General features: G+C 37.0%; 12 protein-coding genes and 1 riboswitch. Of the genes, 4 read left to right on the top strand and 8 right to left on the bottom strand.

The genetic code is table 11. From position 1 onward, the window contains the following. Positions 1-454 precede the first annotated feature (454 nt). The 4 genes from BN985_RS17880 (at position 455) to BN985_RS17895 (ending at position 5,636) form a co-directional block, all read left to right on the top strand. The gene (locus BN985_RS17880; RefSeq protein ID WP_042225264.1) at positions 455-2,275 is read left to right on the top strand and encodes an AAA family ATPase; all 1,821 of its coding nucleotides are present in this window, start codon (positions 455-457) and stop codon (positions 2,273-2,275) included. Positions 2,276-2,425: 150 nt separating this feature from the next. Next, positions 2,426-3,871, top strand: coding sequence for an IS21 family transposase (gene istA, locus BN985_RS17885; protein WP_232225537.1), 1,446 nt, complete (start codon positions 2,426-2,428; stop codon positions 3,869-3,871). Further along, on the top strand, positions 3,868-4,587 hold the full coding sequence (gene istB, locus BN985_RS17890; protein WP_042221761.1) for an IS21-like element helper ATPase IstB: 720 nt from the start codon (positions 3,868-3,870) through the stop codon (positions 4,585-4,587). Before istA ends, istB begins: the two co-directional genes overlap by 4 nt. A gap of 59 nt (positions 4,588-4,646) precedes the next feature. After that, positions 4,647-5,636 (top strand): AAA family ATPase, encoded by a 990-nt coding sequence (locus tag BN985_RS17895; RefSeq protein ID WP_042225266.1) that lies wholly within the window; start codon positions 4,647-4,649, stop codon positions 5,634-5,636. A 397-nt stretch (positions 5,637-6,033) separates the two neighbouring features. On the opposite strand, the gene guaA is transcribed toward BN985_RS17895, so the two are convergent. The 8 genes from guaA to BN985_RS17930 form a co-directional block, all read right to left on the bottom strand. After that, positions 6,034-7,569 carry a glutamine-hydrolyzing GMP synthase gene (guaA, locus tag BN985_RS17900; protein ID WP_042225268.1) on the bottom strand — a complete coding sequence of 512 codons (1,536 nt, stop codon included), beginning with the start codon at positions 7,567-7,569 and terminating at the stop codon, positions 6,034-6,036. 121 nt (positions 7,570-7,690) lie between these two features. After that, a riboswitch (purine riboswitch) is annotated at positions 7,691-7,792 on the bottom strand. Positions 7,793-7,837: 45 nt separating this feature from the next. Next, positions 7,838-10,036, bottom strand: coding sequence for a transglutaminase family protein (locus BN985_RS17905; protein ID WP_042225270.1), 2,199 nt, complete (start codon positions 10,034-10,036; stop codon positions 7,838-7,840). Then, positions 10,033-11,304, bottom strand: a complete 1,272-nt coding sequence (locus BN985_RS17910) for a DUF58 domain-containing protein (protein WP_042225272.1) — start codon at positions 11,302-11,304, stop codon at positions 10,033-10,035. Before BN985_RS17910 ends, BN985_RS17905 begins: the two co-directional genes overlap by 4 nt. Then, a complete protein-coding gene (locus BN985_RS17915) occupies positions 11,304-12,263 on the bottom strand; it encodes an AAA family ATPase (RefSeq protein WP_408634711.1) in 960 nt (319 codons plus the stop codon). The genes BN985_RS17910 and BN985_RS17915 overlap by 1 nt, the downstream gene beginning before the upstream one ends. 259 nt (positions 12,264-12,522) lie before the next feature. After that, positions 12,523-12,888 carry a KGG domain-containing protein gene (locus BN985_RS17920; protein WP_042225275.1) on the bottom strand — a complete coding sequence of 122 codons (366 nt, stop codon included), beginning with the start codon at positions 12,886-12,888 and terminating at the stop codon, positions 12,523-12,525. An 86-nt stretch (positions 12,889-12,974) separates the two neighbouring features. Next, positions 12,975-13,259, bottom strand: a complete 285-nt coding sequence (locus tag BN985_RS17925; protein WP_042225277.1) for a KGG domain-containing protein — start codon at positions 13,257-13,259, stop codon at positions 12,975-12,977. Between the two features lie 126 nt (positions 13,260-13,385). Continuing rightward, complete coding sequence (locus tag BN985_RS19155) at positions 13,386-13,541, bottom strand: hypothetical protein (protein WP_198030035.1); 156 nt, start codon at positions 13,539-13,541, stop codon at positions 13,386-13,388. Between the two features lie 43 nt (positions 13,542-13,584). Next, positions 13,585-14,841, bottom strand: a complete 1,257-nt coding sequence (locus tag BN985_RS17930; RefSeq protein ID WP_042225278.1) for a hypothetical protein — start codon at positions 14,839-14,841, stop codon at positions 13,585-13,587. Positions 14,842-14,871 lie beyond the last annotated feature (30 nt).

Raw genomic sequence — 14,871 nt, forward strand, 5'->3', positions numbered from 1 at the left:
AATAAGTTAGTTCAACTTTGATTACAATACTGAGATAACCTTATTTGCCTTAGTAGGCGTAAAGTAATCCGCATCCTAATAATAGATAGAATTACTTTAAGCTTATATCTGTCTTCAATAAGAAAAAGAATGAAGTGGCCAAAGAAATTCCCTCGAAACAACGTTCCTACCTACTTAGCTGCCGATTGTAACTGCTAGAATAAAATCAACAGATTCATATTGCTATAATATCATATTTTATTTGTTCTGACGGGGTGAACTTAAAATGGACGAATAATCGAAGTTAATATGCACACGCCTAACCTATTGTTTTCTTAAAAGATATTTTCATGAATATTTTTTCTGCTGATTTTCATCTCGAACCTACTAAACTACATTTATAGTTATTCCATTCTATGGTAAAATTATCCTATGAATAAATACCGTATTTAAGAATTTTTTTAGGAGTGATTCTTTGTTCAATGGAATGAAATGGTTAAAGTGTGATTTACAAATGCAGACTCCTGGAGATCCTTTCAATTGGGTGAAGACCTGTGATGCTTATATAGGGAAAAAATACAGTGATGAGGAATTAAACCAATCTGTTGACTTATATTTGCAGAGGTGTCATGAAGTTGGCTTACAGGTTATTGGAGTAACTGATCATAATTTTATAGGAAAAGAATATTTAAAACGGTTAATAGAACGCAACAGTATTGTTGCTAAGGAATTAAACAAGGAACCAATAGTTATTTTCCCAGGTTTTGAAGTAGAAATTTCCCAAGGACTAGGTGTCCACGTTTTATGCTTGTTTGAAACAGATACACCATTGGAAGTAATAGATGATATGGTCACTGAACTTGGGCTCCCAAAAAGGTCTAGAGTCATTGAAAATTCTATAACACCCTTAAACAAAGACTTTGATTCACTAGTTTCCTTTATACAAGATCATAAGGATTTTCCAGGAATTGTTATAGCTGCCCATCCCCTAGCAGAAAGTGGAATGTTACATGATCGTTTTATGTCTGATCATTTTCAAAGAGGAATGTTTAAAGATAAAAGATTGCTAGCAATGGAAATACCGAAGCCTGTAGAAATGCTGGCAAAGGGGATTCAAAAGATAATTCTTTCGAGCGACAATTGTCACGAACAGTGGAAAAGGGAAAAGTCTATAGCTACAATAATGTCTTCTGATTGTTATAGTTTAGTAGAAAGCGAGAAAGGATTTATCGGTAAGAGGCATAGTTGGATATTATTTTCAAAACCCTCTATTAACTCTTTAAGGCAAGCTTTCAATGATCATAGTTCTAGAATTAAATTACAAAAGGACTCACCCGATAATGAATTCCGTTTCGGAAGAATAAGATCATTAGAAATTGAAAATGTTGCATTTTTGGAAAATCAGTATATTAAGCTTGCGCCAAATTTGAATTGTATTATTGGAGGAAGGGGATCGGGTAAGTCATCAATATTAGAGTACATAAGGCTATGCACTAATTCATTAACTAATTTTGATGAACAGCTGCTTAGAATAAAAAATACCCTTCAAGAAGATTCTACGTTAAAACTTACATACCAAGACTCAAATGGACTTACAGATATTTTTAAATTCTCTGGGGAAGAGGTATCAATACCCACTAGAGATGAAATTAAAGATAGCCAGGTAATATTAAACACCTTAGGCATAAATATCTATAGTCAACGTGAAATTACTCAAATGGGACAAGACTCACCTTCATTGATGCCTTTAATTAATAAAATTTCAGGTAATGATTTAAAAATAGAATTACACGAGGAAACCGATATAACAGAAAAAATAATATCTTTGATTCAAGTTGAAGTTAAATTTGAAAGATTGAAAAGGGAAAAAATTCAACTGGAGCAAGAATTAGAGGAATTGAAAAGACAATGGGATAAATTCACATCGATAAAAGAGTTCAATGATAAGAAAAAAAGAGTAACATCTTCAAAGGAATTTATATCAAATGTAAAAAAAGACAAAGATGAAATAGTAAGTAGACTAACTGAAGCTATGGGTGAAATAACAACTTTGTACGAGCGATATGAAAATATATCTTTAGAAAAGCAAGTAATTAAACCAGAATATTTATCCTATATTAAAGAAGAATTTACCAAAGTTTTACTTGAAGTAAATAAAGAGCTTGAAAAATCAAAGGAAAATCTTCATAAAAACATATCAGAATCTAATGATAACCATATGGAATGGGCTAGTCTTAATATTGAATTTGATAAATCTGAAAAAGAGTTTGAAGAAGCATGTAGAACACATGTGTAGTGCAAAATAGAAGTACAGAGATGTGCAACCAAAACGTACATAACTCTGCACTTCTTTTTTAGATAAAAAAAAGCCTTGCCAGCCATCCAAAATAACTCTACTGTAGTTGGTGTCGAATCAAAACAGTGGAGGTCGAGAGGATTGCTAGCAATGACTAAGATTAATCATATCAAAACTTTAAGAAATCATGAAGACATATCTATAAATAAAATTGCCCAAAGGGCTCAAGTGAATTGGCGTACCGCCAAGAAATATGCGGACGAAGACCAGGTTCCCCAAGAGAAACAAGTAATGAGAAAAGGAATGATGTATGAAGAACATTGGGGAGAGATTGTCACGGACTGGCTTATTGAAGATCAAAAACTAAAGCCAAAACTGAGAAGGAGAAACAAGACCATTTTTCAAGAACTTCAAACGCATGGGTTTACTGGTTCCTATAGGACCGTTTCCTACTTCATAGCTGAATGGAAAGAGGGAAAAGGAAATTCAGATGACGTTAAAGATAAGAATAGTGAAAGACTAAATCACCCTCCGGCTGAAGCTCAAGTGGATTTTGGAATAACAGAAGCTGTGAAAGATGGAAAATTCATCGATGTCCACTGTTTAATAATGAGCCTGCCTTATAGTAATGCAGCTTTTACCATCCCTCTTCCAGGGGAAAACCAAGAATGCTTTTTATATGGGTTAAAGAAAAGCTTTGAACTACTGGGTGGCGTACCACGAAAGCTTAGAATTGATAACTTGAAAGCCGCCGTAATAAAAGCAAGGAATAAGGATGGCGAAGCCATTTTTACAGATGAGTTTCTTCAATTCGCTAATTTCTACCGTTTTGAAATCCAAGCATGTAATGTACGTAAGGGCAATGAGAAAGGACACGTTGAAAATAAAGTAGGGTATGTAAGATATAACTTTGTAACTCCTTCTCCAGTCATAGAAAGCTATGAAGATCTAACTACTATTTTAAGTGAAAAACTGGCACAGGATCGGCAACGCATTCATTACGCAAAGGAAGTTCGTATTCAAGAACTACTTGATGAAGAATTGAATCATGCCTTAGCTCTTCCGGAGGAAGATTATCCGATTTTCAAAGAAACGAAAGTAACAGCTAACAAGTATGGAGAAATCACTATAGACAGTATGAAAGAACATATTCCAAAAGGATATAATTTCAGTTATCTTCATTTGATACTCTATTGGGATAGATATAAAGTGGTATCTCCTTACGGAGAGATTCTCCATTCAGACTATCGGCCATATATGAACAAAAACCGAAATATACCTTGGCTTTCCATTATGAGAGCCTGGGCTTCTAAACCAAGATCGGTTCCTTACTCAAGATATAATCCATATTTGCCTGGCCGAATAGCAGCTTATCTAAGCATAGAGCCTCTTACATTAAGGAAAGAGCGTCTACATTGGTTAATCAACTTATTAATTCAGTATGATATGGAAGAGGTTAATGACAAGTTTTATGATCTTCTACAACAACAACCAGAAAGAACCTTTGATTCTACTTCTCACCCGTATGACGTTGATTGGTCTAAATACGACCTACTACAACCAGTTGCGCAAGAGGATGGGGAGCAACGAGTATGAATATAAAAGAGATGTGTAAAAGTCTACGCCTAGCCTATGTAGCCGATATTTATGAAAAAATCCCGTTTGAAAATCAAACGCAATACTTGGAAACATTATTCCAAAGAGAATTTGAATTGAGAGAGGAAGCAAAAGCTGAACGTCTTATAAAAAAAGCAAAATTCTCCAATCACAAAAGTCTTGCAGACTTTCAATGGGGAGATCAGATAAGATTTCCCCCTCAGGTCGACCGTACTGAATTGAAAGAACTTCACTTTATATCTAAGAAAGAGAATGTCGTTCTTTCCGGTTCCCCAGGTACAGGAAAGACTCATTTAGCGACAGGGTTAGGCCGTGAGGCGTGCAAGAAAGGATATGAGGTGCGGTTCTATCGGGTATCCGATCTAGTTGATACGTTAGAAAGAATGTGGAGAGAAGGAAAGCTTCACCAGTTTAGGAATCGTTTTAAAAAAGTAGATCTTATCATCTTAGATGAAATGGGGTACATTCCATTCAGCAAAGAAGGAGCGGAGCTTCTATTTCAACTGATCACCGATTGGTATGAGCAAAAAAGCATCATCATCACTTCAAATTTGGAATTTAGTCAGTGGAATCGGATATTCGTGGACTCGAGGCTTACAGCTGCTTTAGTTGATCGCGTTATACATCACGCTCATGTACTTACCTTTACAGGAGACAGCTACCGTGTAAGCCACGCATTATCAAGACAAAATTAATTGAAAGTACCGGCTGGCAAGCTTATGTATTTTTTATTGCATTATTATGTACTTTTCTATTGCAAAACACAACACAAGGTATTACAGAAAAAGAATTTGAATTACTTAAGGATACTGAGCAAAAATTAAATAGTAAAGAACAAGAAATAATACAAAAAGAAGAAGAAATTATTGATATCAATGAAAAACTTAAGGAAAAAGGGGAGTTACTTGATACTTTAGATGATGTTTGGAAAAGACAGTCCGAGATAAGACAGGCAGAAGTAGATAATTTAATTAATCTTGATACAGTACCAAAAGTAATCGTCGATGGAGTGGATATTCCTTTCTTAAAAGTTGATATAATTTATATGGGAGATTACAAGCATTATAAAGATTCCTGGAAGCAATTTCCTCATGATGGGCGGTATAGGTTAGGGAGATTCTGGGAATATATTGGTGAAATGATTTTTGATGAATTCTCTACAAATTCTGCAACTTATTCATCACCTTGGAATATACTTCAAAAATGGTTAGATGATGATACTAGTATTCCACAGTCATTAACTCCCTATTATGATGAGTTAAAGAAGCATATTAATGATAATTTTGAGGAATGGGAAACACTTAGAACAAAGAGAATTAATGATGCTATCGATATTACTTTGTATAGAAATGATGGTTCAAGAGCTGGGTCACTTTTAGACAACGGATTATCAGACGGTCAAAAGAATACAGCCATATTAACCTTACTTTTCACTCACGGCAACGGGCCTATTATAATTGACCAGCCTGAAGATGAGCTTGACTCCGATTTTATTTACAATGAACTTGTACCCATTATTAGGAAAATTAAATATAGACGCCAAATTATTTTAGTTTCGCATAATGCCAATTTGCCTGTAAATGGCGACGCTGAATTGGTATATGCTTTACGTACTGATGACGGAAAAGGAAAATTAAGGACTGATGGAGGGTTAGATAATCCTTGTGTAAAAAAAGCAATATTAGACATTATGGAAGGATCAGAAGAAGCTTTTAGTAAGAGAAGTGAAAAATACAGCAGTTAATAAGGTTGAGAATGAATTTCAAAATATCTTATAAACTTGTAGCTTTAAAATAAGTTTGATCATAAACACCTCCCAAACCCATGTTTTACTATAAATAAAAAAGAAACCATTTTGAAAAAATGTTGTTCAAAATGGTTTCTTATCTAGAAGATTTAAGTTTGGTTTTTATAAAAAAGTTTGTGTGATGAATATTATTTTCTACTACTCCAAACCTTCCAACAACATTTTAATATACAATAATTAATTTTACACGATAACCCGAATATCCAAAATAACCCCTGCCACTTTTTTGGCAGGGGTTTTGGTAGTGAGCAATATTATTTTATACCAATTTGTCAATTTAAGATTAAGATAAACACTGTTAAATAGGCGTTCTCTCTCAAATCAAGTTAGCTCTTTACTCCCACTCAATAGTAGCAGGTGGCTTAGAAGTTACGTCATACACTACACGGTTAATGTGCTGGACATCATTGACCAGTCTTGTGGAAACTTTCTCAAGCACATCCCATGGAATTCTAGCCCAATCAGATGTCATGCCATCAATGGAAGTTACTGCACGAATACCGATCGTGTGGTCATAAGTCCGAGCATCCCCCATTACGCCAACACTCATGATGTTAGGAAGTACAGTGAAGTACTGCCAAATATCACGGTCAAGGCCTGCAGCAGCAATTTCCTCACGAAGGATTGCGTCAGATTCGCGAACGATCTTCAGTTTATCCTCTGTTACTTCGCCCAATACTCTAATAGCAAGTCCAGGTCCTGGAAAAGGCTGACGCCATACAATACGATCCGGAATCCCTAGTTGGGAGCCTAATTCACGTACTTCATCCTTGAATAATGTATTCAACGGCTCGATAAGTTCGAACTGCATGTTTTCAGGTAAGCCACCAACATTATGATGGGACTTAATCGTTTGAGCAGTTTCTGTACCACTTTCAATAATATCTGTATAAAGGGTTCCCTGAGCAAGGAAATCCATATTTTCTAATTTAGCTGCTTCATCATCAAACACGTAGATGAATTCGTTGCCGATGATTTTCCGTTTTTTCTCTGGATCATCTACACCTTTTAGCTTGGATAAGAACCTATCTTTGGCATCCACCTTGATAATATTCATATTGAAGTCATCGGCGAATACTTTCATCACATCATCCGCTTCATTTTTACGAAGTAAACCATGGTCAACGAAAATACAAGTTAGCTGGTCACCAATCGCCTTATGGATTAAAGCTGCAACAACCGAAGAATCCACACCGCCGCTCAACGCACATAAAACATTGCTGTCTCCAACTTTTTCTTGGATTTTCTCTATCTCCATCTCTATGAAGTTTTCTATCGACCAGTCTCCCTCACTCTTACATACTTCATAGACAAACTGTTTTAATAAATCATTACCATACTCTGAGTTACGCACTTCTGGATGATACTGCACGCCATAAAGCTTTTTAGAAGGTTGGCTCATTGCAGCAATTGGCGTGGATGGGCTTGTTGCATCAATTTGGAAGTTCTCTGGTACTTCGATTACTTTGTCACCATGACTCATCCAAACCGTTTGCTGTTCTGGTGTACTCTGGAAAAGAACTGGCTGATCCTTTACGTCGATAAGTGCTTTACCGTACTCGCGGTTCTTAGCTTTCTCCACTTTTCCTCCGTAATGTAGGGCCATAAGTTGCATTCCATAGCAAATCCCAAGAATTGGAATATCCAGGTCAAAGATCCCTTGATCACAGCGGAAACTATTTTCATCATATACACTGTGAGGACCACCAGATAGAATAATTCCTTTCGGGTTCATGCGTTTGATTGCTTCTGCAGTCAGTTTATGTGAATGCAGTTCACTATAGACACCTAGTTCCCTGATTCGTCTCGTTATAAGTTGGTTATATTGGCTTCCAAAATCAAGTACAAGAATCATTTCATTATTTTCCATTTACTTTCTCCTATCTGTCGCAAAATTGTAAGCCCCCATAATAGTAAAAAAGCCCAGATCTCCAGCTTCCCACAGCTAAAAAGCTGCAAAAAGGCAGAAATCCAGGCTTCTTACACACGTACCTATAGAATTCTGCCTTCATAGTCAGAGCGTTTACGGTGCTCCGGTAGAAACTTTCGAACCATATTATCGAGGATATACGAAAGGCATATAATTTGTATAATTAAATTGTATTACTTTTTTATTCTACTAACCTTCTACAAACAGGTCAACCTAATATCCGTTTGATTAAATCTTTCCATAATTGTGTTAAATCATGATTTGTAGCATGGTTGTATTCTTTTTGATATAACATTTGTTCATAATGGAAAGTCAGCTTTTTCATATCATTTGTATAATAGGCTTTATCTACCTGTAATGCATATTCTCTCAATGTCTGTTCTGGTTGCTTTTGAACACCCTCATGTTTTAAAAGTTTCACTAGAAAATGATAGGCATCTTGGAATCCTTCAGGCCCCTCTGATTTGTCTAGTTTTTTTGCGACAAGCTTGGATTGCAAGCGAAACCTCTTCCGGTATCCAATGAATAGAAGAACGCCGATCACGACAGCAATTATCGTAACGTATAACCAATTAAATTGGAATGTGGAATCATCCTTGTTATTCGCCGCCGCTGCTTCTGTTTCATCCTCTTCTTCTACATCCTGTTCTGGTTGCTCTCTGTCTTCAGGTTGTTCTGGTGTTTCAGGGGCATCGTCTTGATTGAGCTCATTGTTATCAAAATCTGTCTGAAAGTCCGTAGGGTTAGAGAACCCTTGTGTTGGTTCAAACGGTACCCAACCAATTTCAGGGAAATAAACTTCTACCCATGAATGGGCATTAGCATTCGTTACTTCGTACAGATCTTGTTTCCCGTTATGACCAATGTTGAAATCTTTTACTTCCCCACTCGTAAATCCCTTTGCCCATCTTGCGGGTATATCAAGCGAACGCAGTAAGACGACCATTGAAGTAGAATAATTGTCACAATACCCGACCTGTGATTCAAATAAAAATTGATCTACATAATCTTCATCTTCATCAGGTACCGGAACGTCAGTGGTTTGATAAGTAAACCCGTTTGTACCAAAATACTGTTCCACTGCTTTTACTTTTTCGTACCTTGTGTCAAAAGCATCCGTTATTTCCTCTGCTAACTCGCCTACCCTGTCAGGAATGTCAGGAAGACTTGTATATTGATCATCAAGGAATGGATCATTATTACCTGCTTCTCTTAAATCATTTAAAGAAAATGTTGGCTGCTGATAAAATAAACTATATCTGTCTAAACTTACATCCTCACCGTCAATTCTTGGCTGTATAGCAGTGGTCTCCACATCGTAGAAGAAATCAGGCATATCATAAGAATAGGCACTAGTAATTCCATAAGGATAGACTAACTTTTTAATAGAAACATTACCAAGGAATTCAACTTCCGCCTCCCGCCATGCTGTTTCTACACTGGAGAGAAAAGTACGTGTTATCTCCCAATCTGAGCCATTATCCAACTGGCTGTAGCCTCCACTAGAGGAACTTTCCCAGCCCTTTCCTGTATAAACATCCTTGCTTTCAATATGCCAATAGTGATCATCTTCAGCAACTGCTTCAAAAACGGGTGTGTAGTCCTGAACAAAAGAACCACCTAATTGTGAGTCATCTTCTCCATACCCAACTTTTTGCACCCCGCCCTCAAGATTTCCTGCATTTTCAGCAGTACTTTTAATAAAAGGAACGGGATCTGGCCATTGTGGGGAAAGCTTTGGTGCCGCAAACCCGACTAATGTAGAAAAAAGCACCATCGCAATCAAAGGAAGTATCCAAATAGGATTTTTTCTCATCCTATGTAAGCGGGTTGACTCTCTACTCATTTCTTTCATTAGGTTTGCCATACCCAAGGCGACAAAGGCAAGAAAGAAGGTTCTAACTATTGCCATACCACCATCGTAAATGGTGAAGGTATCGAGTACTGCCAAGTAAATAAAGGTTAATAACACAAATAGGAGGACTCGTTTCATGACGACAAACCAATAATGTAACAGATAGCTCATCAGCCAAATTAGTAGAAGAAAGAGCCCACTACGAAATAATGGAGTCAGCGCAAACCACTCACGACCGAAAAGAGCAATGATGTTATGCATGGTGTCTTGTAATAAAAGGGTAAACCATTCTGGTGACAATAAACCGGAAGTTATAAATAATAGGTTTAGCGCAATTAACATGCCCATCCCTTTTAAAAGAAAGGAAACCCACCATTTAATCTGAAATATAGAAAGCGTGAAGCAAAACACTGCGTAGAAAATAAATACGCTAAGCCCTGTTGTATCTGTGATGTCTTGAAGGGGATAAAGCCATTCCAGGAATAAAAAGAACCCACAAAGATACAGAAGAGACACGTAAAAAAATGATTTTTGATCTGTCGTATTTCTCATATATTGCTCACCTCAAGGGGATTTGTTAAGAATTCAGCTTCGGTTAATAAGCAAAAGGATACCCCTTCGAATCGATATCTTTCTAATGCAATTCGCTCTGTTTCTGAAATATTTCCATAGGTTGGTACATAAAGGATCACAATTCGTTTCATCCGTTGTTTTAATTTTTTGGTCATATCATTAAAACCTTGATCGATGTTACTTGTAATCAACATGACGATATTCCCGCTGTCTAGTTTAATCAACTCTTCCTTTAACTTTAGAGAGAATGGCTTAACCCCTCCTGGTTGAAGCCTGGTCAAGTGCTGCCTTACCAACTCTTTCTTTTTTGGTTCATTATGCACTGGAACATGTACAGATTCTTCTCCAATTGTTAGTAAGCCAACTTCTGACCCTTGTTTTTGAAGTTCGTGCATAAGCGAAATAGTTAACTCCAACGTTGCTTCATAGGTAACATGGTTACCGTCTTCGTAGGAACAACTATCTAATACGAGTAATATTTCTGTGCTTTTTTCCTGTTCAAATTCTTTTGTAATCATGGTGTTCTTTTTAGCTGTCTGTTTCCAGTCAATCCAGGAAAACTTGTCACCAGGCATGTATTCCCTAATCCCTGTTGCAACATTAGTATTCTTTAATTGCAACGATTGTGTAGAGGAAACCGATCCTTGGCCAAAACTGCTCAATTGTTTGTCCAGCTTCACAGGCCTTGCATTAGGGTATGCGATTAGTTGATCTTCTACCGTAAATACAAAATCCTTTTTCACCATTCCAAAAACATCTCCCGTTCGGATCCGAATATCGTTTAGCTGGTGTTCTCCTCGTGGGATTTGTTTCATTGAATAAGTTAATTCAAACTCCTTTTTAAAATAAGGAAAGACAATCCTCTTAATCTCTCGTTTCTTAAATAGCTTTTCTGGATTCTTCATAAATCGGTACTTTTCCTTGCGACTATCAATCCGGTGAAGTGAGTCAGGAAAAACTTCCTCGCAAACACAAAAATACAGCGGGAAAGGAATAGTCCGTTTCACATGAATGGTGACATCTATACCGTCACCCGCCTGTATGACATGGCGGGATAGCTTTCTCGATACCTTCCAGTTCCGCATTGGATAAAGAAGTAAACTAATATGGTATATGCCCAATGGTAAAAAGGAATAAAACAAAAACCAGCTTACAAACCCTCCTTGAAACATGGCATAGGCAAAGAGCGAAACCAGTAGAAAAATTATAAAAGCGAAATTTCCGACGAACTTAAGGTTTTCCTTCATTAAGTAAATTCCTTCCGAATCGGGATGTGAACATTTTTAATAATAGATTCTATGACCTGCTCACTTGTCGTGCCATCATATTTTGCTTCTGAAGTCAAAATAACTCGATGTGCAAGCACATACGGAGCAAGGTGTTTCACATCATCAGGAATAACATAATCTCTTCCATTAATATAAGCAAACGCCTTAGATGCACGCATTAAGGCAATCGAGCCACGTGGACTGACACCTAAATAAATGGCTGCATTAGCACGTGTACTTGAGACTAGATTGAGGATATAATGTTGTACATTCTTATCTATATAAACTTGTTTAACCTCTTCCTGAATCTGAATCAATTCTTCACGAGACATCACCGCACTTATGGATTCAATTGGATGTTCCCCGCCTGTTCTATCCAGCATTTCCAGTTCTTCGGCAAACGTCGGGTAACCCATCTTTAGCTTTAAAATAAAACGATCCAACTGGGCTTCAGGTAAAGGGTATGTTCCTTCATACTCAATAGGGTTCTGTGTAGCCATAACGAAAAATGGCTTTTGTAGTGGAAGCGTATTCCCATCAACGGTAACATTTTTTTCTTCCATTGCTTCAAGGAGTGATGACTGTGTCTTAGGAGAGGTACGGTTTATTTCATCTGCTAGAATAATATTGCCAAGTATCGGTCCACCACGAAACTCAAACTCTAGTTCCTTGGGGTTATAAATAGAGATGCCGGTAACATCAGAGGGTAGTAGGTCTGGAGTAAACTGGATTCTGCGGAAATCACAATCCAAGGATTTCGCCAAAGTACGTACGAGCATTGTTTTACCCACACCCGGTACATCTTCTAGTAGTACATGACCCTGTGCTAACAAAGCTACTAGACTTAAGGTGGCTGCTTCCTCTTTTCCTATCATAACCCTTCTTATATTTTCGAGCACATCCCCTATTCGTTGGTTATAAACAAAGGTTTCCTGCATCAATTGTGAACCCCTCTCTGACTAATTCGTAATATGATAATTTGTATAACGTACTAAACAATACGATATATACTATAACTATACTAAAAAAGACCTATGAAGAAAAGACATCTTCTATAGCAATACATTCCTATTATATACAATTTCATAGATTCACATACACAGGAATGGAAGTTTTCTGATACCTTTTAATCGCATGTATAAACACAAAAAGAGAGAGAAGCACAATGCTTCTCTCTCTTAAACTTATCTATTGACATTAAGAATTGTTGTTGTTATTGTTGCGTTGTTGATTATTGTTGTTGGCGCGAGAGTTTCCACCTTTTTGACCGATTTCTTCATAGAATTCTTTATCATGGTTTTTAGAGGTTGTCTCTCCGCCTTTTTGCCCAATATCTTGATAAAAGTCTTGATCATGATTTTGGGAAGTTGTTTCTCCGCCTTTTTGACCGATATCTTGATAGAATTCTTTGTCATGATTCTGGGAGGTTGTTTCTCCGCCTTTTTGTCCGATATCTTGATAGAATTCTTTGTCATGATTTCTTGCTGTTTTGTTTCCACCTTTTTGTCCTGCTTGTTCTAGAGACATTTTTTCATTGTTGTTCTTGTTATTGTTCTTAGCCATGTTTAACATCTCCTCTCAGTTTGTAGATAAAAAGTGTCCTCATTTTAGCTTTTCTAATCATGTGTTTTTAAAGACTTGTTCAACTTTTAGCTATTGTTGTTATTGTCGTTTTGGCGAGCTCTTTCTTTTCCGCCCTTTGAACCAATTTCTTCATAAAATTCTTGGTCATGGTTACGAGAAGTAGCTTTTCCACCTTTTTGGCCGATCTCTTCATAGAATTCTTTGTCATGATTTTGTGCAGTAGTGTTTCCGCCTTTTTCTCCGATATCTTGATAGAATTCTTGATCGTGATTTCGTGCTGTTTTATTTCCGCCTTTTTGTCCTGCTTGCTCGCGAGACATTTTTCCATTATTGTTATTGTTCTTAGCCATGTTTAACATCTCCTCCCAATAATTTTTGGCTTTTGTCTTCGCCTACAGTTATTGTGATTCCACGTAAACATATAATTAAACGTTTTTCTTGAGATTTTTTCTGAACTCCCTTTAAGCCTTTCCATATCAGGGTTTTTCTATTTTTTTCTTAATTTTTTCTAGTGCTTTCTCTGCTGCATTATCCTTCTCTTCCTTTTCTTTATCTTCCAGCTGGAAATCCTGTCGATCACTTTGCGGGATATTAAAATATCCTTCGTTATCCGATTTACTGCGCAGGATCATGGCCTCTACAACTCCTTCCCAAAAATAATAACCATACATACATCTAGTTATTTAAAACGGGGTCAATATAATTTTTACGCTTTACCCAGACAAAACCGTCTCCCTTTGTGATGACAGCTACATCAACTGGTGGACCGACTGACTCTGTGGCTCTAGATACCCGACGCTTGAAGGACGTTAAATTAACTAGCGCCTCTGCCATGTCAGCTAGTTCCTCCTTAGGAAGGGAACGAACAATTCCCAATAAAGGAGTAATATAGTTTGACTGTCTGTACTCGTCCACAGCGTCTTCTATAGACTCATATACGTCATTACCCATTTTTTCCATTTTGCTAACCTGTTCTTCTGTTAGAGAAAGTTGCAAATAGTTTTCTACTTGTTGATGATAGGTAGAAAGAACTTTGTGCACGATCCCTAGTATGGCATCCTCCATATTGGGTTCAATTCCACCCATAAAGGAATCCACCATTTCTCTTTGCGCGAATGGTGTAATAGCAGCAGTTCCACTATCTTTACTATTTGAATAGCTAATCTTTTTCTCTAATACCTTTTTATACTTTAATTGACCGAAAACAAAGCCTTCCAAGCGGTAATTTAACAATTGGGGGAATATTTCTTCTTCCCCGAATCCAGCGATGACCAGTCCTGTACTCCCCAAGCTAAAATAATCTTTTCGTACAACTTCAAAGACAAACCTGGATAGTTTTTCTCTTATGTGATCAGGAATGTTGTATGAAATAAAATCGTCATTCACCTCTTGAATCACCTTATGAAATTCTTGTTTAAAAATATCTAAGTCCATATCTATATAAATCTCTTCTTTTTCTTCATACTCTTTCTTTACCTTATCAATCTGGTTGGCCAATAACCTTGTCGCATCGTCATCGGTGACCTCATTCCCTTGCTGTCTCTCCTCTTCCAATTCTTCCTCTACAGTTTTTATTAAACGTTTGAGGTTATCTGAATAGGATCGATAAATAATAACTTCTTCCATTTCTTTCACATTAAACCTTCCGTCCTGCTTAATGAATGCGATAAAGTCTTCCATATAGGATGACAGGTATCGAAGCTTTTTATCTCCAACATAATCACGATAGGATTTAATGATTACATCCCATGGTACTTCCATAAAAGATGCTGCCCCATAAACCATTATTCCGACAGAGTGATCGTTTGAAATGGAGAAGAGCTTATTAGCTGAATTGTATACCTTCTGCACACCATCTCTTCCACTCGTAATGGCACTGTCAGCTGCTAGAGACATTCCTAACTTATTCATAATTGCTACTTCTGCTGTCATACAGGTTCCTCCTTTCTGCTTCTATTTTCC

It is taken from the genome of Oceanobacillus manasiensis (assembly GCF_000724085.1).
Classification (GTDB): Bacteria; Bacillota; Bacilli; order Bacillales; family Amphibacillaceae; genus Oceanobacillus_B; species Oceanobacillus_B manasiensis.

What these genes read in the sequence shown, in the direction of transcription:
- BN985_RS19155 (WP_198030035.1), bottom strand. Translation starts at nt 13,541, where the DNA reads ATGATCCTGCGCAGTAAATCGGATAACGAAGGATATTTTAATATCCCG.
- BN985_RS17925 (WP_042225277.1), bottom strand. Translation starts at nt 13,259, where the DNA reads ATGGCTAAGAACAATAACAATAATGGAAAAATGTCTCGCGAGCAAGCA.
- BN985_RS17930 (WP_042225278.1), bottom strand. Translation starts at nt 14,841, where the DNA reads ATGACAGCAGAAGTAGCAATTATGAATAAGTTAGGAATGTCTCTAGCA.
- BN985_RS17910 (WP_042225272.1), bottom strand. Translation starts at nt 11,304, where the DNA reads ATGAAGGAAAACCTTAAGTTCGTCGGAAATTTCGCTTTTATAATTTTT.
- guaA (WP_042225268.1), bottom strand. Translation starts at nt 7,569, where the DNA reads ATGGAAAATAATGAAATGATTCTTGTACTTGATTTTGGAAGCCAATAT.
- istA (WP_232225537.1), top strand. Translation starts at nt 2,426, where the DNA reads ATGACTAAGATTAATCATATCAAAACTTTAAGAAATCATGAAGACATA.
- istB (WP_042221761.1), top strand. Translation starts at nt 3,868, where the DNA reads ATGAATATAAAAGAGATGTGTAAAAGTCTACGCCTAGCCTATGTAGCC.
- BN985_RS17905 (WP_042225270.1), bottom strand. Translation starts at nt 10,036, where the DNA reads ATGAGAAATACGACAGATCAAAAATCATTTTTTTACGTGTCTCTTCTG.
- BN985_RS17920 (WP_042225275.1), bottom strand. Translation starts at nt 12,888, where the DNA reads ATGGCTAAGAACAATAACAAGAACAACAATGAAAAAATGTCTCTAGAA.
- BN985_RS17915 (WP_408634711.1), bottom strand. Translation starts at nt 12,263, where the DNA reads ATGCAGGAAACCTTTGTTTATAACCAACGAATAGGGGATGTGCTCGAA.